Here is a 23,023-nt window from a genome sequence, read left to right as displayed (position 1 = left end):
GGCGCCCGTCCTAGAGTGCCGGAATGAGCATGTCGCCCCCGCCCGGCTGGTATCCCGACCCGTCGGCCCCCCACCTGCAGCGCTGGTGGGACGGCACGGCCTGGACGGAGCACCGGAGCACGCCCACCGTGCCCGTGCAGACGCCGGCCGGGGGCGGCGGTTCCGGCCGGGCGAAGGTCGTCGCGCTCGCCACGGCCGGGGTCGTGCTCGTCGCGGCGATCGTCACGGGAGCGGTCTACCTCCGCAACGACGACGACGCGGGCGGCGCGGACGTGCAGACCGTGCCGAACTCCGTCGAGTCGTCCGCCCCGCCGACCACCGGCGGCCCCTCGCCCTCGGTATCCGCCTCGGAGCCCTCCGCCGACGACCCGGCCGCCGTCGTCGACCAACTCAACGGCATCACGCTGCCGTTACCCGACGGCTGGGTCAGGCCGCAGTACGTCGCCGAGGACGACGTCGTCATGACCACGCACGGCACTTACGGCTGCCCGGGCGACTCCGGCGTGTGCCGGCACGGCCTCGTCATCTCCCGTACGGCGACCGATACCGACGAGAGCTCCCCCAAGGCACTCGCCGAGCAGGACATCCCGGATGCGGCCGACGCCGCCTACGACCGCGACCTCATCGGCGGGCGGCCCTTCGGCGGCATCGAGTCCCACCGGCAGGTCAAGTCCGGCCAGATCGCGGTGGCGGGCCGCGCCGGGTACTTCGTGCGCTGGCGCGTCACGACGGCCAAGGGGCCCGGCGGCTACGTCGAGTCGCTCGTCTTCCCCTCCAGCGTCGGCACCGAGGCGCCGGTGATCGTCCGGTTCGTCTTCGACGCGGGCGCGGACGGCCCGCCGCTCGCCGACATGGACCGCATCACCAAGGGCATCCGGCCGCTCGACGACGCCTCGACCAGCGGCGGAGTCGGCAGCAGCATCGGCCCGAGGACCTGACCCGAAGGCCTGACCCGAAGGCCCGACCCGTTCGGCCGGCCGGACGGCTACCTACAGGAAGGTGTGGCCTTCCCCGCGGTACGTCGGCGCGGTCGCCGTCACGGCGTCGCCCTCGATCAGGTGCAGCACGTCGAACCGCTCGCACAACTCGCCGGCCTTGGCGTGCCGGAACCACACCTTGTCGCCGATCAGCAGGTCGTCGGCGGGCGAGCCGAGCAGTGGCGTCTGCACCTCGCCGGGCCCCTCCTGGGGGTCGTAGCGCAGCCCCTCGGGCAGGTGGGGGACGGGCAGCCGGTCGGGCCCGGGCGCACCGGAGGCCGGGTAACCGCCGCCCAGCACCGTCACGACCCCGACTCCCGGCCGCCGCACGACGGGCTGGGCGAACAGCGCGGCCGGACGCCCGCTGAAGGAGGTGTAGTTGTCGAACAGCCGCGGCACGTACAGGCCCGACCCGGCGCCGATCTCCGTGACGGCGTCCTCCGCGGCGGTGTGCTGCACACTGCCGGTGCCGCCGCCGTTGACGAACTCCAGATCCGGTACGACGGCCCGCACCGCGCGCACCACCGCTCCGCGCCGCTCCGCGAGCTCCCGGCGGGCCGTGGCCTGCATGAGCCGTACGGCACGCGACCGCAGCGGCCGCCCGGCGACGGAGTCACCGACGCCCGCGATGTGCCCCTCGTACGCCATGATCCCCACGACCTTGAACCCGGGCCGCCGTGCCACGGCGCGGGCCAGGTCGGCGACCTGGGCGGGGGAGTGCAGCGGGGAGCGTCGCGCCCCGACGCGTACGCGCCCTCCCAGCAGCTTCAGCGAGGTGTCCAACTCCAGGCAGACGCGGATGACTTCACGTCCGCCGGCGCGCGCCTCGTCGATGAACCCGAGCTGCGCGGGATCGTCGATCATGACGGTCACGGCGGCGGCGAGCTTGGGGTCACCGGCCAGCTCGGCGAACCCGCCGCGGTCCGCGGACGGATAGGCGAGAAGGACGTCGTCGAACCCGCTCCGCGCCAACCACAGGGACTCGGCGAGGGTGAACGACATGATCCCCGCGAAGCCGTCCTTGGCGAGCACCCGCTCCAGCAGGGCCCGGCAGCGGACGGACTTGCTGGCGACGCGGATCGGCTTGCCACCGGCGCGGCGCACGAGATCGTCCGCGTTGGCGTCGAAGGCGTCCAGGTCCACGATGGCGAGAGGGGCGTCGAGATGGGCGGTGGCCCGGTCGTAACGGACTCGGTCGGCGGCGCGAGCAGTCATGAATGAAGCCTGCCAGACAGGATTACCGCAGGGTAGGGGGACGTTCCGGGCAGATGCCCCGGGCTCGTGGACTGGTTCCCGTTCCGGCGGGGGCAACCCGTAGAGTGACGCGCACGTACGGCGGAACGACCACGGCTGCACATCCCGCACCTGGATGCCGGTCCATCCGTACGGGTATGCGTGTCCGGGACGGACAGATCCGGCGCCGAGCGGTTGAGCGCAAGGACGACGGCCCGCGTACAGGTAGTCGGCCCGGGCGCGAGGAAACGGGGGGTGCATGAGCACGGACGCGCAGCACGCCTCCATCCCACCGCGCCCGCCCCAGCCCCCGCCGGTCGGCCAGGGCCCGGCGGACCGGCAACCACAGGAGACCACCGCGCCCCCGCCCGACACCGACCCCACGCTGGACTCGACCGCCGAGTCCACCGGCGTGTGGTCCCCCTGGCGCGGCTCGGAACCCTTCAACGCGTTCGCCCCCCGCCGCCCCACGCCCACCCCCTCCCCGCCTCGCAACGAGCGTGAGGCCGCGGACGAGGGCTGGTCGCCGTGGAGCGGCCGCGGAAGCGATGGGGAGCCCTGGCCATGGGGCGGCGGCGCAGCCGACGGCGGCCCGACGTCCCGAGCGGGCAGCAACTCGGACGGCGTCTCGCCGTCCCGTCCGATCACCGAGGCCGACACCGCCGGGCCGGCCGACGACGGCGACGGTGATGCCGGCCGGCCGTCTCGGTTCGATGGTGAGGCTGAACTGCGTTCCGACGCCCCCGCGGACTCGTCGCGCCGCCCCAGCCCGGCGGCCGATCCGGACGGCATCCCGGTCGGCTCCCCGGACACCCGTCCCCACTTCCCGAACCTCCGTGTGCCCTCCGCGCGAGACGCCGGTCCGCTGCCCGCGCCCCCGCCGCAGGCCTCGGCCCGTTTCCCGGACGCACCTCCGGCGACCGGCCGCGAGACACGCAGCGACGGCGCCGCGACCACTGGGCGGACCGCCGACGCCACGCCCGCGCAGGCCGCCGCCGGCACCACGGTGCGGGGCGCCGACGGTACGAATCCACAGGCCACGGCCGGTAGGACCGCGCGCGGCGCCGCCGGTACGAGCGCGCCGGGCAGCGTCGTACCGCCACGTCCGAGCCACCGCCCCACGCCGCCGCCCCGCCCCACGAGCGCCCCCGCGGAAACGGCCCAGGAGACCACCAGGCGCTTGCGGCCCATCCGCCCGGAGACCCCGCCCGAGGTACCTGCCCGTCCGGCCGCCCCGCCCGCCATGCCGGACACCGGCCGCGTTCCTACGTCGGCCCACCCGCTCCGCCGCCCGGGTACGGCCGCCCCACCCGTGCCGGAATCCCGTCCGGGTTTCCGCTCCGGTTCGACCGGCTCGGCCGCCTCGGCGAGACCGGATGCCTCCGCCCCCTCGGCCACAGCCCAGGGGACGCCAACTCCCGCCCCCACCGATCCAGTTCGGCACGCTGACTCGGCGGCGCCGCCGATGCCGGGCGCCCGCCCCGCCTCCGCGCCCGCCGATCCCGGCCATGGGCCCGGTTCGGCCACGCCGCCCAGGTCCGAGTCCGGCTCGGCGGCCACCGCTCCTCTTCGGCGCCCCGGCGCCACTGCGCCGTCGGCAACGAGCACCCGGCCCGACCCGGCCGTACCGCCCATGCCGACCGCCCGCCCGAACTCCACCCCCGGCCCCACTCTCAACCCGACCGACGCGCCACGGCCTCCGGGTCCCGGTGTGGGCGCAGGGCCCGATCCCGCTCTCTCCTGGAGTGCTCCGATGGTGCCCGGTGGGACGCTGGGGGTCGGGCGGCCCGTGGTGTCGTTCGCGGAGCCCGAGGGGTACGACGAGCACGCCCGGCCGCGGCCGCTCGCTCGGCGGGTGCGGCCGCGTACCGCCGCCGTCGCCGCCTGTCTCGTGCTCGGCGTCGGGCTCATCGGCGGTGCCGCGACCGGCAGTTGGCTGGTGGGGGACTCGGGGGACGGCGGCGCGCGGGACACGTTCGCATCGGCCGGAAGTCTGTGGCACAGCGTGCCCGTGGACCGTTTGTTCCCGCCGACCGTGGAGGGCACCGGCGCCGGGCCCGGCGGCGCCGACCGGACCTGGACACGCGTCGCCGTCGCACCGGACAGCGGATGCAAGGACGCCTTCGACCCGCTGCTGAAGAAGGCCCTCGCACCCGCCGGCTGCCAACGTCTCCTCCGCGCCACCTACACCGACGCCACCCAGAGCTTCGTCACCACCGTCGGCCTCCTGTTCACCGACGCCGACGCCGCATCCATGGACGCCCTCGCCAAGCGCTTCCAGAAGGAGGGCCTCGGCAGCCGCACCGACCTCATGCCCCGCCCCTACGCGGCGAAGGACACCGCCGCCGCCCGCTTCGGCACCAAGCAGCGCGCCTCGTGGACCATCTCCGTGCTCACCGACGCCCCGGTCGTCGTCTACGCCGTCTCCGGCTGGGCCGACGGCCGCAGTGTCGACACGCCGCTCTCCGCCGAGCAGGCCATCCAGTCCGGCGCCACCTCGGCCCCCGCCCAGGCCGGCCTCGGCAACGAGGCCCAGGGCCTCGCAGACCGCATCGAACGGGCCCTGCGCAAAGACGTCACCTCGCCCACGGAGAAGCCCTCGTGAAGCGCCGTATCCGAGCGAAGAGCAGCAGCGGAGCCAGGCACCGTGTCGGAGCGGTGAGTGTCCTCCTCGCCGCCTCTCTGGCCCTCGTCCCGCCCGCCGTCGCGCACGCCGACGGCATACGGGCCCAGCAGTGGGCCCTCGACGCCATGCACACCCAGCGGGCCTGGCAGACCACCAAGGGCAAGGGCATCACCGTCGCCGTCCTCGACACCGGCGTCGAGGCCGACCATCCCGACCTCGTCGGGAACGTCCTGCCCACCAAGGACATGATCGGCTTCGGGGCGAAGCAGGGAGACCGGGCGTGGGCCCGGCACGGGACCGCCATGGCCGGGATCATCGCCGGGCACGGACACGGCCCCGGCGACGACGAGGGCGTGATGGGCATCGCCCCGGAGGCCAAGGTCCTCCCCGTCCGCGTGATCCTGGAGGACGGCGACTCGGCCCGCAGCAAGGCCCGCTCCACCCGCGGCAACGCCCTCGCCGAAGGCATCCGCTGGGCCGCCGACCACGGCGTCGACGTCATCAACCTCTCCCTCGGCGACGACTCCGCCTCCGCGCACCCCGAACCCGCCGAGGACGAGGCGGTCCAGTACGCGCTCAAGAAGGGCGTGACCATCGTCGCCTCGGCGGGCAACGGCGGCGACAAGGGCGACCACGTCTCCTATCCGGCCGCCTACCCGGGTGTCATCGCCGCGACCGCCGTCGACCGCTTCGGCACCCGCGCCTCGTTCTCCACCCGCCGCTGGTACGCCACCGTCAGCGCCCCAGGCGTCGACATCGTCATCGCCGACCCCGACCACAAGTACTACGAGGGGTGGGGGACCAGTGCAGCCTCGGCGTTCGTCTCGGGCGCGGTGGCGCTCATCAAGGCCGCCCACCCTGGGCTGACCCCCGCCCAGATCAAGCAGCTCCTCGAGGACACCGCGCGCAACGCCCCCGCCGGCGGCCGCGACGACTCGCGCGGCTTCGGCCTCATCGACCCGGCCGCCGCCATCAAGGCGGCCGGCCGCCTCAAGCCGGAGGGCCTGCAGGCGGCGTCGTACGGCGACAGGTACTTCGGCTCCGGCCCGGACGCCGCCGAGTCCGGCGACGACACCAGCGGCTGGGCCGCCCCACTCGCGGGCAGCCTCGGCGGGGTCCTGCTCGTCGCGGCGGTCGTCCTGTGGCGCGGCCGCCGCAGACGCTTCGAGGACTTCTAGCCGCCAACCCGCCACCGACCCGCCACCGACCCGCCACCGGCCCGCTATCGGGCGGCGGAGGGGGACGCGGAGGCGGTCGAGGTCGCGCGGGTCCCGGCCAGCGTGTCGACCGCCGCCTTCGCCGCCGTCTCGACCAGTGAAATCCCCTTCTCCTTGGTCGAGTTGCCCTTCGACAGCACCGTCACCAGACAGTCGCGGCCGTCCACCGTCACCCGCCCGATGCTGTTGATGTCCCACAGCCCGGTCGTGCTGCGGGCCAGCCAGCCGTTCTTCAGCGCCCACGCGGAACCGTCGGCCGCGGCCGACACGCCCCAGTGCTGGTCGGCTGCCACCTGCCCCATCAGCCCCTGCAGATACGTCCGCGAGGCCTCACCCAGCTGGGAGTCGTCCCCGAACACCTGCTTCAGCAAGGTGAGTTGATCGGCGGCCGTGGTCTGCGTCAGACCCCACAGCATGCCGTCGCCGCCCTCCGTGTCCGTGAGACCGAGACGCTCGTTCGCGGCGTCGAGCCCGTCCGCCTCGCCGATGATCCGCCACAGGGCGGACGCGGAGTCGTTGTCGCTGTTCTCGATCATCGTGGTGGCGTACGACATCTCGCTCGCCGTCAGGTGCCGGCCCGCGTCCTGCGCCTGCAGCAGCAGCGTCGCCAGGATGTCGACCTTGACGATGCTCGCCGTGTCGAAGGCACCGTCCCCGTACGAGGCGCTCGCCCCCGAGTCCAGGTCCAGCACCGCCACCGACACCTCGGCGTGGCTCTCGACGGACATCGACCGCATCGCCCCGGCCAGCACCGCCGCGTGGTCCACCGTCGGCTGAGCCACAGGTTCCACCGATTCCTCCCTGTCCGCCGTGGCCGACGACGATACGGGGCCCGCACCGGAGTGCGCCTGAGCCTTCACGTAGACGGTCCCGGCGGCCGTACCGCCCACGACGGCCACGACGGCGAGCGCCGTGCAGAGCAGGGGGCGCGTCCTGGACGGACGAGCGCGGCGGATTCGGCGGGCTCTGGAGGACTCCATGCCGCGATGCTCGGGGCGTGGACTGTGCGCGCCGTTAGGCGAAAGTTAGATGTGTGTCAGGAGATGCTGAGAAAGCCGTGAAGGCTGTGAACCAACGGTTTCCGGAGCCGCACAAGCCCAGCAGCATCCTGCCGATATCCGCCCGATAGGGTCAGTGACCGTGGCGAACAAGAACATTCCCGACTCCGGCTTCTCCGACGACGACGGCACCGCCGACCCCCGGCTGAGCGCCGCGCTCACCGCCTGGGCCGAGGACCGCACCGCCGTGGGCCCCGTCCTGGAGGCCCTCAAGGGCGCCCGACTGCTCGTCCCGGTCGTGGCCGTCCTCGGCGAGGTCGAGGAGGACAGTGAGGAGGGGGGCGAAGCTCCTTGGAAGGGTGGTGGTGGGAGACGGGGGGGCGGGCTGCGCCGCGAGAAGACCAGCGACATGGCCGTGCCGACCCTCAAGGCCGGATCCCGCACCGCCCTGCCGGCCTTCACCTCCACCGACTCGCTGGCCCGCTGGGACCCGGCGGCCCGCCCTGTCGCCGTGCCCCTGCACCAGGCGCTGCAGGCCGCCGCGCACGAGAAGGCGGACACGGTGGTGCTGGACCTGTCGGGGCCGGTGCCGTTCGAGCTGACCGGGCCCGCGCTGCTGGCCCTCGCCGAGGGGCGTACAACGACCGACCCCCTCGCCGACCCCGCCGTACAGGAAGCCGTGCGGAGCGCGGTCGCCGCCGAACCCGCCGTCCTGCGCGCCCACCTCGGGCCCGGACAGGCCGACGGCACCCTCGCCCTCGTACTCGATCAGGCCGCCGCACCCGCCGAGGCCGCCCGCGCCGTCGCCGAACGCCTCGCCGCCGACGAAACGCTGAGGGCCCGCCTGGTGCGCGGCCTCGACCTGGCACTGCTGCCGGCCGGGGCGACGCCACCGGGCGAGCCCTTGTACGTACGCTCGGATTCGTCGTGACGCCGGCGGACTAGCCGTAGATCGGGCCGGTGTACTTCTCGCCCGGGCCCTGGCCCGGCTCGTCCGGGACGAGGGACGCCTCGCGGAAGGCCAGCTGCAGCGACTTCAGGCCGTCGCGCAGCGGCGCCGCGTGGAACGAGCTGATCTCGGTCGCGCTCGCGTCCAGCAGGCCGGCCAGCGCGGTCACCAGCTTGCGCGCCTCGTCCAGGTCCTTGTACTTGTCGCCCTCCTCGGTCAGACCGAGCTTCACCGCGGCGGCGCTCATCAGGTTCACGGCGACGGTCACGATCACCTCGACGGCGGGGACCTCGGCGATGTCGCGGGTCATGGCGTCGAAGTCGGTGGGGGACTCAGGAGGGGTGTCACTCATGCCCCACAGCGTAGGCCCCGGTGCACGACGGTTCGCACCACCCCCGGGCAGCTGCTAACCTTGTGTGACGACCGGCCGGACACGCCCTGAGAAAGATCGCGTGACCGGCCCACAAGTGGAGGCTCCGATCTCCCACCTGACCGTCCTCCGGGACGGCGGGTCACCCCGGTCAGGCGGCCACCATCGTTCCGTACGGACGATGGAGTCGCCCGAAAGCGCGCCCCGCGACTTGTCGCGGCGGTGCTCCGGTAGTGCTTTGGAGCCCCGCCTGTGATCGTCGTCCGGGGCATTTTTTGTGCTTCGGCGCGGTTAGGTCTGTCGAAAGAGACAAAACGCGGCTGTCCGCCAGACCGCCGTGTGGTGCTAACCGAGGAGGATCCATCAGCGCCGAGCCCCGCATCAACGACCGGATTCGCGTTCCAGAGGTGCGACTTGTCGGTCCCAGTGGCGAGCAGGTGGGCATTGTCCCGCTGGCCAAGGCACTGGAGCTTGCGCAGGAGTACGACCTGGACCTGGTCGAGGTGGCGGCAACCGCCCGTCCGCCTGTGTGCAAGCTCATGGACTACGGGAAGTTCAAGTACGAGTCGGCCATGAAGGCCCGTGAGGCGCGCAAGAACCAGGCGCACACGGTCATCAAGGAGATGAAGCTCCGGCCGAAGATCGACCCGCACGACTATGACACCAAAAAGGGTCACGTCGTCCGGTTCCTCAAGCAGGGCGACAAGGTCAAGATCACGATCATGTTCCGTGGTCGCGAGCAGTCCCGGCCCGAGTTGGGCTACCGACTGCTGCAGCGTCTCGCTACGGACGTCGAGGACCTCGGGTTCATCGAGTCGAACCCGAAGCAGGACGGCCGAAACATGATCATGGTTCTCGGTCCGCACAAGAAGAAGACCGAGGCGATGGCCGAGGCCCGCCAGGCGCAGGAAGCCCGCAAGGCCGACGCCAAGGCCAACCCCGGCAAGTCGCAGAACGTCGCGGAGTCCGAGCACGAGGACGCCGAGCACGTCGAGGCTTCCGAGGACGCCGTGGAGACCGAGGCTCCTGCCGAGGCTTCCGCCGAGGCGTGATCCCGGGGGGCAGCAGTCCCCAGGACGTAACCGAAACAAGAGCGACGCTCCACCGTGCCCGGTTTGACGACCGGGCACCGGAGCGCCACCGACGAGGAGAGAACGGCGCTATGCCGAAGAACAAGTCGCACAGCGGTTCCAGCAAGCGCTTCAAGATCACCGGCTCCGGCAAGGTGCTCCGCGAGCGCGCCGGCAAGCGCCACTACCTCGAGCACAAGACGTCGCGCCTGACGCGCCGCCTCACCGGCACCGCCGAGATGGCTCCGGGCGACGCCAAGAAGATCAAGAAGCTTCTCGGCAAGTGACGTGAGCGGCGCCTGATCGTCCGATCGCCGAGCGCCGTACGTCTGGACCGGGACCCAATCGTTTCCGGGCCGTGTGAGTCCAACCACGGCCCCGCTACAAGGAGTTAACAAGTGGCACGCGTCAAGCGGGCAGTCAACGCCCACAAGAAGCGCCGGGCGATCCTCGAGGCGGCCTCCGGCTACCGCGGTCAGCGTTCGCGCCTGTACCGCAAGGCCAAGGAGCAGGTCACCCACTCGCTGGTCTACAACTACAACGACCGCAAGAAGCGCAAGGGCGACTTCCGTCGGCTGTGGATCCAGCGCATCAACGCCGCTGCCCGCGCCAACGGCATCACGTACAACCGCTTCATCCAGGGTCTGAACGCCGCGAACATCGAGGTCGACCGCAAGATCCTCGCCGAGCTGGCCGTCAACGACGCCACCGCGTTCGCCGCGCTGGTCGAGGTCGCCCAGAAGGCGCTGCCGGCCGACGTCAACGCGCCGAAGGCCGCGTGACGCTGCACCGGCTCGAGCCGTGATGTGAGGGACCCGCAGGTTTCAGGCCTGCGGGTTCTTTGCTGTCAGCCCCGGTCCGGTAGTAGTTCGGGGGCGGGTCGTTTGTGGCTGGTCGCGCAGTTCCCCTCGCTCCTGGGGGATGTGGTTGTCCTGAGATCTTGAAGGTGAAGCAGAACATGTCCCCTGCCGGTCCCGAACTCATTTCTCCCCGTTCGCCTCGTGTGGCTGCAGCTCGGCGGCTTGCGCGGCGGAACTTTCGGGGCAAGGAGCGGCTGTTTCTGGCCGAGGGGCCGCAGGCCGTGCGCGAGGCGGCGGGGTACAAGGACACGCTCGTCGAACTGTTCGCCACCGTCGAGGCCGCCGAGCGGTACGTCGACATCATCGGCGAGGCCCGTGACGCCGGCGCCCGGGTGCACCTTGCCGACGAGCAGGTGATTGCCGACATCTCCACGACCGTGACCCCGCAGGGGCTGGTCGGGATCTGCCGATTCCTCGACACCCCCTTCGAGGAGATCCTCCGGGCCCGCCCGAAGCTCGTCGCCGTACTGGCGAACGTCCGCGACCCCGGGAACGCCGGGACCGTCCTGCGGTGCGCCGACGCCGCCGGTGCCGAGGCCGTCGTACTGACCGACGCGTCCGTCGATCTCTACAACCCCAAGGCCGTACGCGCGTCTGTGGGCTCCCTGTTCCACCTGCCCGTCGCCGTCGGGGTGCCCGTCGAGCAGGCCGTGGCCGGGCTCAAGGACATCGGTGTGCGCATCCTCGCCGCGGACGGCGCCGGGAGCGACGACCTCGACGACGAGCTGGACAAGGGCACCATGGGCGGCCCCACCGCCTGGGTGTTCGGGAACGAGGCGTGGGGGCTCCCGGAGGAGACCCGCGCACTCGCCGACGCCGTGGTGCGCGTTCCGATCCACGGGAAGGCCGAAAGCCTGAACCTCGCCACCGCGGCCGCCGTATGTCTCTATGCGTCGGCCCGTGCACAGCGCGCCTCCGGAGGGTGCCGCTCCGTCACCGAGAGCTAGTAGGGTGACCAGCTCGGGGGCCACCTGCGCCGTCTGAGAGGTGGGGTACGGGGATGAGTGTCGGCACGAGCGGTGCGGAAAAGGCACTGCGGGCACAGGACGTGCGACGTGCGCCCGCGCCCCGGCACGGCGACCTCGCCGAACTCGGCATCGACCCCGACGAACTGCCCGACGGCCTCGTCGTCGCCGACGAACACGGCCACGTCATCTGCTTCAACGCAGCCGCCGAGCGCATCACCGCCGTTCCCGCCGAGGAGGCACTCGGCCAGCGGCTGGAGAAGGCACTGCCGTTAGAGGACCTGGAGGGGCGCCGCTGGTGGCAGCTGACCGACCCCTACGGCGGTCTCGCCACCCGGGTCCGCCAACCCGAGCGGAACCTGCTGCTCCCCGGCGGGCGGGAGGTCCTCGTATCGGCCCGGTACGTCCGTGGTGAACCCACCGGCCCCGTCCGCCGCCTCGTCGTCTCCCTGCGCGACACCGAGGCCCGCCGCCGCACCGAGCGCAGCCACGCCGAGCTGATAGCCACGGTCGCCCACGAACTGCGCTCGCCCCTCACCTCCGTGAAGGGCTTCACCGCCACCCTCCTCGCCAAGTGGGAGCGCTTCACCGACGACCAGAAGCGGCTCATGCTGGAGACCGTCGACGCCGACGCCGACCGCGTCACCCGGCTCATCGCCGAGCTGCTCGACATCTCGCGGATCGACAGCGGGCGGCTGGAGGTCAGGCGCCAGCCCGTCGACATGGGCGCGGCCGTGGGACGGCACATCCAGGCGTACGTCGCCGCGGGGCAGCCCGCCGACCGGTTCCTGCTGCGCATCGAGCAGCCCCTGCCCGATCTGTGGGCCGACCCCGACAAGGTCGACCAGGTGCTGAGCAACCTGCTGGAAAATGCCGTGCGCCACGGCGAGGGAACCGTCACGATCGATGTCACGGCCACGGCGTCCCCTCGCGAGGGGGAAGGCCATGAGAACGCAGCCACGTCGGTCACGGTGAGCGACGAGGGGCCCGGCATCCCGGAGGAGTCCATGAACCGCGTCTTCACCCGCTTCTGGCGGGGCAGCAAGCGCGGCGGCACGGGCCTCGGGCTGTACATCGTCAAGGGCATCGTCGAAGCCCACGGCGGCACCATCGCGGTCGGCCGCGCCCCCCAGGGCGGCGCCGAGTTCCGATTTACGTTGCCCGTGGCAGCCCCGGCGTATCTCGCCTAGCGGCCCACGGGCGCATTCGTACACCTCCACCCCGTTAGACTCGGCCTTTGGCACCTTTGTGTCCCATGGACGGCCCTCTGACCTCTGCGTGAGTCGGTGACGGGGACCTTCAGCCAGCCAATCGGAAGCACGGGAAGAGATGTCGGCACCGAATAAGTCGTACGACCCTGTCGAGGTCGAGGCGTTGAAACCGGAAGAGATCGAGCGCATGCGGGACGAGGCGCTCGCCGCCTTCGTCGCCGCGGACTCCCTCGACGCGCTCCAGGAGGCCAAGGTCGCCCACACCGGGGGCACCTCACCGCTGGCCCTCGCCAACCGCGAGATCGGCGCCCTGCCCCCGCACGCCAAGGCGGCCGCCGGCAAGCTGGTCGGCCAGGCCCGAGGCGCCGTCAACAAGGCCCTCGCCGCCCGCCAGACGGAACTGGAGGCCGAGCGCGACACGCGCGTGCTGGTCGAGGAGGCGGTGGACGTCACGCTGCCCTACGACCGCGTGCCGGCCGGCGCCCGCCACCCGCTGACCACGCTCTCGGAGCGCATCGAGGACGTCTTCGTCGCCATGGGCTACGAGGTCGCCGAGGGCCCCGAGCTGGAGGCCGAGTGGTTCAACTTCGACGCCCTGAACATCGGCCCGGACCACCCGGCCCGCGGCGAGCACGACACGTTCTTCGTCGAGGGCCCGCAGGGCGGCACCGAGTCCGGTGTCGTGCTGCGCACCCACACCTCACCGGTCCAGATCCGCTCGCTGCTCAGCCGTGAGCTGCCGGTCTACGTGATCTGCCCCGGCCGCGTGTACCGCACCGACGAGCTGGACGCCACGCACACGCCCGTCTTCCACCAGGTCGAACTGCTCGCCGTGGACGAGGGTCTGACCATGGCCGACCTCAAGGGCACCCTGGACCACATGGTCCAGTCGCTGTTCGGCGAGGGCATGAAGACCCGGCTGCGGCCGAACTTCTTCCCCTTCACCGAGCCGTCCGCCGAGATGGACATGGTGTGTTACGTCTGCCGCGGCGAGTCCGTCGGCAACCCCGACCGGCCCTGCCGCACCTGCTCCAGCGAGGGCTGGATCGAGCTCGGCGGCTGCGGCATGGTCAACCCCAAGGTGCTGACGGCCTGTGGCGTCGACCCGGAGAAGTACAGCGGGTTCGCCTTCGGGTTCGGCATCGAGCGGATGCTGATGTTCCGCCACAACGTCGAGGACATGCGAGACATGGTCGAGGGTGACGTCCGGTTCACCCGGCCGTTCGGGATGGAGATCTGATGCGGGTCCCGCTTTCTTGGCTGCGGGAGTACGTCGACCTGCCGGCGACGGAAACCGGCCGCGACGTCCAGGAGAAGCTCGTCTCGGCCGGGCTGGAGGTCGAGACCGTCGAGCACCTCGGCGCCGACCTCAAGGGCCCCCTCGTCGTCGGCCGGGTGCTGACGATCGAGGAGCTGGAGGGCTTCAAGAAGCCGATCCGCTTCTGCACCGTGGACGTCGGCCAGGCCAACGGCACCGGTGAGCCCCAGGAGATCGTCTGCGGCGCCCGCAACTTCGCCGTCGGCGACAAGGTCGTCGTGGTCCTGCCCGGCGCCACGCTGCCCGGCGGTTTCTCCATCTCCGCGCGCAAGACGTACGGCAAGACGTCCCACGGCATGATCTGCTCCGGCGACGAGTTGGGCATGGGCGACGACGGCAGCCACGGCATCATCGTGCTGCCGCCCGAGATCGAGGTCGGCAAGGACGCCATCGAGCTCCTCGAACTGGTCGACGAGGTCCTGGACATCGCCGTCACCGCCAACCGCGGCGACTGCCTGTCCATCCGCGGCGTCGCCCGCGAGACCGCCATCGCCTACGGCCTGCCGCTGCGTGACCCGGCGCTGCTCGACGTACCCGGCCCGAACGCGTACGGCTACCCGGTCCAGGTCTCCGAGCCCGCCGGCTGCGACCGCTTCACCGCCCGCACGGTGACCGGCCTCAGCCCCGAGGCGCGCTCCCCGATCTGGCTCCGGCGCCGGCTGCAGAAGGTCGGCATGCGTCCGATCTCGCTCGCCGTCGACGTCACCAACTACGTGATGATGGAGCTCGGCCAGCCGCTGCACGCCTACGACCGCTCCCTGGTCCAGGGCACCATCGGCGTGCGCCGGGCGGAGGCGGGCGAGAAGCTCGTCACGCTGGACGGCGTCGAGCGCAAGCTCGACACCGAGGACCTGGTGATCACGGATGACCGCGGTCCCATCGGGCTCGCGGGCGTCATGGGCGGCGCCAACACCGAGATCGCCGACCACGAGAACCCCGAGAACACGGCGAACGCGACGAGCGACGTGGTGATCGAGGCCGCGCACTTCAACGCTGTCTCCATCGCCCGCACCGCCCGCCGGCACAGGCTCTCCTCCGAGGCCTCCCGCCGCTTCGAGCGCGGCGTCGACCCGCAGGCCGCGTCCGCCGCGGCCCAGCGCACGGTCGATCTGCTGGTGCTCCTCGCGGGCGGCAGCGCCGAGGCCGGCGTCACCGAGGTCATCGCGCCGTCCGCACCGCACACCATCACCGTTTCGGCCAACCACCCGGACAAGGTGGCGGGCGTCGACTACGGCCGCGAGATCGTCGTACGGCGACTGCAGGAGATCGGCTGCGACGTGTACGGGCAGGACGAGCTGATCGTCACCGTCCCGTCCTGGCGGCCCGACCTCCTGGAGGTCAACGACCTGGCCGAAGAGGTCATCCGCCTGGAGGGCTACGAGAACCTTCCCTCCACGCTGCCCAAGCTCCCCTCGGGCCGCGGACTGACCCACCGTCAGCGGCTGCACCGCCGCGTCGGCCGGGCGCTGTCCGGCGCCGGGTACGTCGAGGCGCCGAACTACCCCTTCATCGGCGAGCAGGTCTTCGACCAGCTGCTGATCGAGGCCGACGACCCGGCGCGCCGCGTGGTGAAGCTGACCAACCCGCTGAACGACGAGGAGCCCGCGCTCCGCACCTCGCTGCTGCCGGGCCTGCTCGGTGCGCTGCGCCGCAACAACGGCCGGGGCTCGCACGACCTGGCGCTCTTCGAGACCGGGCTGGTCTTCCTGCCGCGCGAGGAGCAGAGGACCGCCGCCGCCCTGCCCGTCGACCGGCGTCCCACCGACGAGGAGATCGCCGAACTGGACGCCGTGCTGCCCGAGCAGCCGCGCCATGTCGCCGTCGTCCTCTCGGGCGCCCGCGAGCAGGCCGGCTGGTGGGGCAAGGGCCGGCCGGCGGACTGGGCCGACGCGGTCGAGGCGGGGCGGATCGTCGCGCGGGAAGCCGGCGCCGAACTGATCGTCCGCAAGGGGCAGTACGGGCCCTGGCACCCCGGCCGCTGCGCCGAGTTCGTGGTCGTCGTGGACGGCACCGAGACGGTGGTCGGCCACGCGGGTGAGCTGCACCCGCGTGTGGTCAAGGCCCTCGCGCTGCCCGAGCGCACCAGTGCGATGGAGATCGACCTGGACGTGCTGGAGGAGGTCGGCAACGACACTCCGCAGGCGCCGAGCATCTCCACCTTCCCGGTGGCCACGCAGGATGTCGCGCTGGTCGTCGATGCGTTCGTGCCGCACACGGATGTCGAGGCGGCGCTGCGTGAGGGCGCGGGTGCGCTTCTGGAGGACATCCGGCTGTTCGACGTGTACGAGAACGACGACCAGCTCGGTGAGGGACGGAAGTCGCTGGCGTATGCGCTGCGGTTCCGCGCGGCGGATCGGACGCTGACCGTGGACGAGGCATCTGCCGCCCGGGATGCGGCGGTTGCCCTCGCGGGCGAGCGGACGGGTGCGGTGCTTCGGGGTTAGGTCGCCCAAGGGGCGGGGAGCTGGGGTTCGTTGGCGGCTGCGGGTTTGTCGTGGCTCGCGCCCACGTGGCGGTAGCCGCACATGCAACTCAGCCCCGCGCCCCTGACGGGGCGCTGCACATCGGGATGCGAATTGCCCTCATCTGCATAAATGCGGGTGGCCGGGGAGTTGTCACTCATTCGGGTGGCATGTCTGGGTGATCTGGCCCATTACGGCCATGCGGGTCGACAGAATCGGACCGGTCTTTCGAGGCCGGTCCGATTCTGTGCTTTCGGGGCCTGTATGGGGGGCCATCGGCATGATTCGCAGCAGGGCTGGGGTCTTCCGCAGGCGCTTGCCGGCGCTGGGGCTGCCCATCGTGTGGGGCGCCATGGCGATCTCGTACAAGCTGGCCTGTCCGCTCGCCCAGCAGAACGGGCTGGGCGCGCGCATCGTCACCAGCGCCGTCTTCTTCGCCGTGGGGACCGGGCTGGTCCTCAACGTCCGGCATGCGCTGGTGCGTGAGCTCACAGAGGTCCGGCAGGTCGCGGGTGCCGCACAGAGCGCGTTGCTGCGGCCGCTGCCGCCGTGGATCGACGGGCTGAACGTCGCCGCCGCCCAGCTGTCCGCGGACCGCGGTGCGGCCATCGGCGGTGATCTGTACGAGGTCATCGCCACGGAGCACGGCGTGCGGATCGTGATGGGTGATGTGCGCGGGCACGGGCTCGCCGCCATCAGCACGGTCGCCGCCGTGCTCGGCAGCTTCCGCGAGGCAGCGCACGACGAGGCCGAACTTGGCTGTGTGCTGCGGCGGTTGGAGCGGGCACTGGCCCGGCATCTGCGGGAGCGGGCCCGCGCCGGGCATCCCTCGGCCGGGCCGGAGTCGGACAGTCCGGTCGCCGAGGAGTTCGTCACCGTACTGCTGCTGGAGATCGGGACGGACGGCGCGGTGCACGTCCTCAACTGCGGGCACCCCTGGCCGTATCTGCTCGGGCCGGCCCGAGCAGAACCGCTGACCCGGGCCGAACCGCTGCCCCCGCTCGGGCCGTTCCCGTTGCCCGCCGAGCTGCCCGCCGTACGCTGCGGTCAACTCCTGCCCGGCGAGGCGCTCTTCCTGCACACGGACGGTGTCGAGGACGCCCGTGACGGTCGTGGCCGGTTCTTTCCGCTGGCCGCCGCGCTCGCCGAGGCCGTCGCCGCCGGGCCGGTCTCACCGCAGTCGGTGCTGCGCGCCGTCCTCGCCGGGCTGCTGCGGCACGCCGGGGGACGGCCCGCCGACGACGTCGCGCTGCTCGTGCTGCGCAACGACCGGCATCATGTCGTACGCACACCCGATGAGCCGGTCGGACACCGGGCGCACCGCCTCACGTGACGTCGAGGCCGCGAATCGCCACGCTCCCCCACGGTGCGCCCGGCGCTCCCGCGTGGTCTGGGCGGGGCCTCATCGATGGTGCGTCGTGCCTGCGCGGCACGCCGTCCGCCCCGCCACGGAGTGTCGGGCAGGCAGCTGGGCGGACGGCGCGGAAGCGGGCCGCCGCACTGTACGAGGGGGAGCCGGCGGCCCGGCCGGCCTCTTGCGAGGCATTTCAGTCAACCGGCTGGAAACTCTCCGCGACAGTGCGCGCACGCTGCGGATTCGAGCACTCCGTTCACACCCCGTGTGAAGGCGTTCGCACTACTCTGACGGCACCGAGCCACCCGGGGGGCACCCATGCAGCCCAACACTCTGCTCGACGCGATCCTGGACGAGGCGGGGATCTCGCATGCGGGGCTGGCAGCACACGTCAATCAGGCGGGGCGGGCGCGCGGCCTCGCGCTCCGGTACGAACACACCGCCGTAGCACGGTGGTTGAAGGGGCAGCGGCCGCGCGGTCAGGTGCCGGACCTGATCTGTGAGGTGCTCGCGGGCCGGCTGCACCGGCCGGTCACGCTGGACGACATCGGCCTCGGCGTGCCCGGCGAGCCGTCCACTCCGCACGGCACCACCCTCTCCGGCTTCGTCGAGCGTGCCACCGCCCTGTGGCGCTCCGACGAGCAGCAGCGCCCGCACATCCTGGGCGCGCCCGCGGTCACCGGCACGCCCGCCGTCATGCCCGTGTGGGAGTGGGAGAACCCGCCCGAGGACGTGGACGTCTCGCGCGGCGGCCGGCACCGGGTCACCGCGAGCGACATCGAGATGCTGCGCGCCGCCCGCACCCACTACGAGCAGATGTACCGCAAGGCCGGCGGCATAGCGACCCGCGCCCGGATCGTCGGCTTCCTCAACGCCGAGGCCGCCCCGCTGCTGCGCGGCAGCTACACCGACGCCACCGGCCGTCAACTGCACCGGGCGACGGGCGGGTTGGTGGCGATCGCCGGCATCTGCGCCTACGACTCCGACGCGCACGGTCTCGCCCAGCGCTACTTCCACCAGGCCCTCAGGCTGGCGAAGGCCAGCGGGGACCGGGGCCTGGGCGCGTACGTGATCGCCCTGCTGGTCAACCAGGCCCTGTTCATGCGGGAGTACCGGCAGGCCGTCGCCTTCGCGGAGGCCGCACTGCGGGCCGCCGGCAGACACATCACGCCGGCGCTCGCCTGCGACCTCTACGCGATGCAGGCGAAGGCGTACGCACACCTGGGCGACGGTACGACCGCGCTGTCCTGCATCCGGCGGGCGGAGCAGGCCGCCGAACGCATCCGGCGCGGGTACGAACCCGACGAAACCGGCTATGTCCAGCCAGGGTTGGTCAACGTCCAGGTGGCGGAGGCCCTGCTCAGTCTCGGCGAACTCGTGGCGGCGGCGGAGCACGCGGCCGCCGCCGTCGACAATCCGGCGCACGACCGCGGCCGGGTGCACCGGCTCGCCATGCTCAGCACGATCGAACTGCGCCAGGGCAATGCCGACAAAGCCGTGGCCACGGCCGTGCAGATGGCCGAACAGGCCCGTGGAATGGAGTCCCAGCGGCTGCGCGACAGACTCAGGGCGGTACGCGACCATCTGGTGCGCAGCGGCTGCGCGGGCACCGCCGAAGCCGCCGAACTGATCGACGGAGCACTGCGCGTACCGCTGTAGACGGGTTCCTGAGCGCCGCCGCTCCACAGTCCCTGCTGCGATATTGCCACTTACTCGATGGAAGGTGGCAGAACCGTGCAGTGGACGAAACAGAACGAACAAACTGTGTACTCAAACCGCTGGTTCAGCGTCAACCTCGCGGATGTCGAGCTGCCGGACGGCCGGCATCTCGACCACTTTCTGATACGGCTGCGGCCGGTGGCCGTGGCGACGGTGGTCAACGAGGCCAACGAGGTCCTCCTGTTGTGGCGCCACCGCTTCATCACCGACAGCTGGGGGTGGGAACTCGCCGCGGGTGTGGTCGAGGACGGTGAGGACATCGCCGTCGCGGCCGCCAGGGAACTCGAGGAGGAGACCGGCTGGCGACCGGGACCTCTGCAGCACCTCATGAGCGTGGAGCCGTCCAACGGCCTCACCGACGCACGGCACCACATCTACTGGACCGACGAGGGCGAGTACATCGGGCATCCCGTGGACGACTTCGAGTCGGACCGCCGGGAGTGGGTCCCCCTCAAGCTCGTCCCCGACATGGTCGCCCGCGGCGAGGTCCCGGCCGCCAACATGGCGGCCGCGTTACTTCTGCTGCACCACCTCAGGCTCGGGCAGGACGCGTAGGCGCTGTGCCGGGCGGGCCACGACGGGCCGCCGATCCTGTGCGGCCCCGTCGTGGCCGGTCGCGCCCATGCGGCGGAGCCGCGTACCGGCAGCGCCCCGCGCCCTTGTCCGTCAGCGGCCCAGGGTCTGCCACACCGTCACGACGAGCGCGCCCACGGCTGCCAGGGCCGCGATCGCGGGCAGTGGCCAGCGGGCGTGCTCCAGTGCCACGATCCGTGCGCTCAGGTCGTCGAGTCCCTTGTCCGTCTCCTCAGTGCGATGGTTGAGCAGAGCCAGCCCTCCCTCGACGCGCGCGTACGCGACATCGAGGCGGCGGCGTAACTCTGCGAGTTCTCCATGGACCACGGGATGCTCCGGGTCGGCGGTCACAAGTCCGCTCCTTTCCGTAGTCGTCACATCCCTTGCATGCGCATGGTGAGTCAACTCGCCTGGTGGACACGTGGGGAGAGTGTGCGAGGGGCATATGCGTGCCCGGCGCGCACACGGTGTGTGAATGACGCGGGCCCGGCACCATCAAAGGTGCCGGGCCCGCGTTCGTCGCACTGTGTAGTCAGCACCCTGGAACGGGCACTGTGCAACCGGCCGTTGGTGTCAGCCGAGGCGTCGGTGTCAGCTGTAGCTGTAGAAGCCCGAGCCGGTCTTCCGGCCGAGCCGGCCCGCGTCCACCATCCGCTGCAGCAGCGGGGGAGCGGCGTACAGCGGCTCCTTGTACTCCTCGTACATCGAGAAGGCCACCGAGGCGACCGTGTCCAGGCCGATCAGGTCGGACAGCTTCAGCGGGCCCATCGGGTGGGCGCAGCCCAGCTCCATGCCGTTGTCGATGTCCTCGCGGCTGGCTATGCCGGACTCGAACATCCGGATGGCGGAGAGGAGATACGGGATCAGCAGCGCGTTGACCACGAAGCCGGAGCGGTCCTGGGCACGGATGGCGTGCTTGCCGACCGTCTTCTCCGCGAACTGCTGGGCGCGGGCCAGCGTGCCCTCGGAGGTGGTGAGCGCCGGGATCAGCTCGACGAGCTGCTGCACCGGGGCCGGGTTGAAGAAGTGGATGCCTACGACCTGGTCCGGCCGCGAGGTGGCGACCGCCAGCCTCACCAGCGGAATGGAGGAGGTGTTGGACGCGAGGATCGCGTCCGGCCGGGTCACGACCTGGTCGAGCACCTGGAAGATCTCGGTCTTGACCTGCTCGTTCTCCACGACGGCCTCGATGACCAGGTCGCGGTCGGCGAGCTCGCCGAGGTCGGTGGTGAAGCTGAGCCGCGCCTGCGTCGCGTCGAGCTCCGCCGCGCTGATCTTGCCGCGCTCGGCCGCCTTGGACAGGGAGTTGAACAGCCGGGTGCGGCCGATCTCCAGGGCCTCGCCGGTGGTCTCGGCGACCTTCACGTCCAGCCCGGAACGGGCGCACACCTCGGCGATGCCGGCTCCCATCTGGCCGCAGCCCACGACTCCGACGCGCGCGATGTCTCCCGCCGCGATGTCTGTCACATCGTCCCCTTCGCTGGTCTACGGGTGTGCGGCAGGACCCCTCTGGTTCGGCGCCTGCTCCGATCGTGCACGTTACCCCCAAGTATCGATGATCGATCGTGCGGGTACGGGCATCCTGGGCGGCGGAGACGATCCGTGACCGTGCGGATCCGCACAGTATGGGGGTGTTGTCACCATGGGGCGACTGTCACGCAGGGCGTTCGCGCTGGCCGCGCTGGCGACTCTGGCGACCGCGCCGGACGCGGGCGCGGTGCCGGGTCGCCGGCGCGCGATCACCGGGATGCGGGGCGTGTGGCTGGCGACCGTGGCCAACCGGGACTGGCCCTCCCGGCCGGGCATGACCGCGGCCGAGCAGCGCAGGGAACTCATCAGCCACCTCGATGTGGCCGTCAGGAACCGCCTCAACACCGTGATCTTCCAGGTGCGTCCCACGGCCGACGCGCTGTGGCCCTCGCCGTACGAGCCCTGGTCGGAGTACCTCACCGGGACCCAGGGCAAGGACCCCGGCTGGAACCCACTGGAGACGGCGGTCGAGGAGGCCCACGCCCGCGGCCTGGAACTGCACGCCTGGTTCAACCCGTACCGGATCGCCGTCCACACGGACCTGACGAAGCTGGTCGCCTCGCACCCCGCGCGCAGGCATCCGGACTGGGTGGTGGCGTACGGCGGGAAGCTCTACTACAACCCGGGGCTGCCCGAGGTCCGCGCCTTCGTCCAGCGGGCGATCCTCGACGCGGTGAAGAAGTACCCCGTGGACGCCGTGCACTTCGACGACTACTTCTACCCGTATCCCGTGGCCGGCCAGACCTTCGACGACGACGAGGCCTACGCCCGCCACGGCGCGGGTTTCCCGGACCGGGCCGCCTGGCGCCGGGACAACATCGACAAGCTGGTGCGCGAGACGGCCGCCTGCATCCGGCGGACCCGGCCGGGCACGCGCTTCGGCATCAGCCCGTTCGGAGTGTGGCGCAACGCCGCCACCGACCCGCTCGGCTCCGACACCCGGGCGGGCGTGCAGACGTACGACGACCTGCACGCGGACACCCGCAAGTGGGTGCGCAAGAACTGGATCGACTACGTCGCGCCGCAGATCTACTGGAACCTCGGCTTCGCCGCCGCCGACTACGCCAAGCTGCTGCCCTGGTGGGCGGAGGTCGCACGGGGCACCGGGACGCGGTTGTACGTGGGGGAGGCGCTCTACAAGGCCGGCGACCCGGCACAGCCCGCGGCCTGGCAGGATCCGGCCGAACTCTCCCGGCACCTCACCCTGGCCGAGGAGCACCCGCAGGTGCGCGGTCATGTCTTCTTCGCCGCCAAGGACGTGGCGGCGGACCGCATCGGGGCGATGGCACGGGTCGTCGCCGACCACTACCGGCAGCCGGCGAGGCCCCCGCGCTGATCTACTTCTGTGTTTCCTTGTGCCGGATCTCGGTGTCGGGGCCGGGTGAGCAGACGCCCACATGCCCGTCCTCGAAGCGGACGCGGAAGGGAGGGTTGCCCTCCTGGCCCAGTACTTCGACGATCTCGCCGACCTTGTCCTGTTGTCCGACCACCCTGCCGTGCTGGACAAGCTGGTCGCCCACGATTGCGTGCATGTGTAGGGCCTCCTCACCAAGTGCGGGAGCAGCGGTCCGTGGCCTTGAGTCTACGGCGC

The 23,023-nt window shown here is 71.7% G+C and carries 20 protein-coding genes and 1 pseudogene; 15 read left to right on the top strand and 6 right to left on the bottom strand.

The genetic code is table 11. From position 1 onward, the window contains the following. Positions 1–29: 29 nt before the first annotated feature. Positions 30–938 (top strand): DUF2510 domain-containing protein, encoded by a 909-nt coding sequence (locus OG870_RS09280; RefSeq protein ID WP_266588510.1) that lies wholly within the window; start codon positions 30–32, stop codon positions 936–938. Positions 939–989: 51 nt separating this feature from the next. On the opposite strand, the gene OG870_RS09275 is transcribed toward OG870_RS09280, so the two are convergent. Next, on the bottom strand, positions 990–2,192 hold the full coding sequence (locus tag OG870_RS09275) for an amino acid deaminase/aldolase (protein ID WP_266511024.1): 1,203 nt from the start codon (positions 2,190–2,192) through the stop codon (positions 990–992). 277 nt (positions 2,193–2,469) lie between these two features. Here OG870_RS09275 and OG870_RS09270 point away from each other — a divergent pair, with 277 nt between their 5' ends. Continuing rightward, a complete protein-coding gene (locus OG870_RS09270) occupies positions 2,470–4,815 on the top strand; it encodes a hypothetical protein (RefSeq protein ID WP_266585897.1) in 2,346 nt (781 codons plus the stop codon). Continuing rightward, a complete protein-coding gene (mycP, locus tag OG870_RS09265; RefSeq protein WP_266511018.1) occupies positions 4,812–6,014 on the top strand; it encodes a type VII secretion-associated serine protease mycosin in 1,203 nt (400 codons plus the stop codon). Before OG870_RS09270 ends, mycP begins: the two co-directional genes overlap by 4 nt. 44 nt (positions 6,015–6,058) lie before the next feature. Here the strand turns inward: mycP and OG870_RS09260 are convergent, their stop codons facing one another. Further along, complete coding sequence (locus OG870_RS09260) at positions 6,059–7,033, bottom strand: serine hydrolase (protein ID WP_327690808.1); 975 nt, start codon at positions 7,031–7,033, stop codon at positions 6,059–6,061. 160 nt (positions 7,034–7,193) lie between these two features. Here OG870_RS09260 and OG870_RS09255 point away from each other — a divergent pair, with 160 nt between their 5' ends. Next, the gene (locus OG870_RS09255) at positions 7,194–7,982 is read left to right on the top strand and encodes an SseB family protein (protein ID WP_266511012.1); all 789 of its coding nucleotides are present in this window, start codon (positions 7,194–7,196) and stop codon (positions 7,980–7,982) included. A 10-nt stretch (positions 7,983–7,992) separates the two neighbouring features. On the opposite strand, the gene OG870_RS09250 is transcribed toward OG870_RS09255, so the two are convergent. Then, positions 7,993–8,352, bottom strand: coding sequence for a DUF1844 domain-containing protein (locus OG870_RS09250; protein WP_266511009.1), 360 nt, complete (start codon positions 8,350–8,352; stop codon positions 7,993–7,995). A gap of 355 nt (positions 8,353–8,707) precedes the next feature. On the opposite strand from OG870_RS09250, the pseudogene infC reads away from it, so the two are divergent. The 10 genes and pseudogenes from infC (at position 8,708) to OG870_RS09200 (ending at position 19,884) form a co-directional block, all read left to right on the top strand. Beyond that, positions 8,708–9,422, top strand: a pseudogene (infC, locus tag OG870_RS09245) (translation initiation factor IF-3). 110 nt (positions 9,423–9,532) lie between these two features. Then, on the top strand, positions 9,533–9,727 hold the full coding sequence (gene rpmI, locus OG870_RS09240; protein ID WP_266511006.1) for a 50S ribosomal protein L35: 195 nt from the start codon (positions 9,533–9,535) through the stop codon (positions 9,725–9,727). Positions 9,728–9,838: 111 nt separating this feature from the next. Beyond that, positions 9,839–10,222, top strand: coding sequence for a 50S ribosomal protein L20 (rplT, locus tag OG870_RS09235; protein WP_020132316.1), 384 nt, complete (start codon positions 9,839–9,841; stop codon positions 10,220–10,222). Between the two features lie 176 nt (positions 10,223–10,398). Further along, entirely contained in the window at positions 10,399–11,247 is an 849-nt protein-coding gene (locus tag OG870_RS09230) for a TrmH family RNA methyltransferase (RefSeq protein WP_266585901.1), read from the top strand. A gap of 53 nt (positions 11,248–11,300) precedes the next feature. After that, positions 11,301–12,455 carry a sensor histidine kinase gene (locus OG870_RS09225; protein WP_266585903.1) on the top strand — a complete coding sequence of 385 codons (1,155 nt, stop codon included), beginning with the start codon at positions 11,301–11,303 and terminating at the stop codon, positions 12,453–12,455. 139 nt (positions 12,456–12,594) lie between these two features. Continuing rightward, on the top strand, positions 12,595–13,716 hold the full coding sequence (gene pheS / locus OG870_RS09220; protein ID WP_266510996.1) for a phenylalanine--tRNA ligase subunit alpha: 1,122 nt from the start codon (positions 12,595–12,597) through the stop codon (positions 13,714–13,716). Beyond that, the gene (gene pheT, locus OG870_RS09215; RefSeq protein WP_266923499.1) at positions 13,716–16,238 is read left to right on the top strand and encodes a phenylalanine--tRNA ligase subunit beta; all 2,523 of its coding nucleotides are present in this window, start codon (positions 13,716–13,718) and stop codon (positions 16,236–16,238) included. Before pheS ends, pheT begins: the two co-directional genes overlap by 1 nt. 298 nt (positions 16,239–16,536) lie before the next feature. Further along, on the top strand, positions 16,537–17,589 hold the full coding sequence (locus tag OG870_RS09210) for a PP2C family protein-serine/threonine phosphatase (protein ID WP_266585907.1): 1,053 nt from the start codon (positions 16,537–16,539) through the stop codon (positions 17,587–17,589). A gap of 339 nt (positions 17,590–17,928) precedes the next feature. Then, complete coding sequence (locus OG870_RS09205) at positions 17,929–19,269, top strand: transcriptional regulator (RefSeq protein WP_266585909.1); 1,341 nt, start codon at positions 17,929–17,931, stop codon at positions 19,267–19,269. A gap of 75 nt (positions 19,270–19,344) precedes the next feature. Then, entirely contained in the window at positions 19,345–19,884 is a 540-nt protein-coding gene (locus tag OG870_RS09200; protein WP_266510984.1) for an NUDIX hydrolase, read from the top strand. Between the two features lie 111 nt (positions 19,885–19,995). Here OG870_RS09200 and OG870_RS09195 read toward each other — a convergent pair whose 3' ends face one another. After that, entirely contained in the window at positions 19,996–20,253 is a 258-nt protein-coding gene (locus OG870_RS09195; RefSeq protein WP_266510981.1) for a hypothetical protein, read from the bottom strand. A 240-nt stretch (positions 20,254–20,493) separates the two neighbouring features. After that, complete coding sequence (locus OG870_RS09190) at positions 20,494–21,369, bottom strand: 3-hydroxybutyryl-CoA dehydrogenase (protein WP_266585911.1); 876 nt, start codon at positions 21,367–21,369, stop codon at positions 20,494–20,496. Between the two features lie 175 nt (positions 21,370–21,544). Here OG870_RS09190 and OG870_RS09185 point away from each other — a divergent pair, with 175 nt between their 5' ends. Next, a complete protein-coding gene (locus tag OG870_RS09185) occupies positions 21,545–22,768 on the top strand; it encodes a glycoside hydrolase family 10 protein (RefSeq protein WP_266585913.1) in 1,224 nt (407 codons plus the stop codon). 1 nt (position 22,769) lies between these two features. Here the strand turns inward: OG870_RS09185 and OG870_RS09180 are convergent, their stop codons facing one another. Beyond that, complete coding sequence (locus OG870_RS09180; protein ID WP_266510972.1) at positions 22,770–22,964, bottom strand: DUF1918 domain-containing protein; 195 nt, start codon at positions 22,962–22,964, stop codon at positions 22,770–22,772. Between the last annotated feature and the right edge of the window lie 59 nt (positions 22,965–23,023).

The organism is Streptomyces sp. NBC_00461, from assembly GCF_036013935.1.
GTDB lineage: Bacteria > Actinomycetota > Actinomycetes > Streptomycetales > Streptomycetaceae > Streptomyces.
This window is presented reverse-complemented; position numbering and strand designations above follow the sequence as displayed.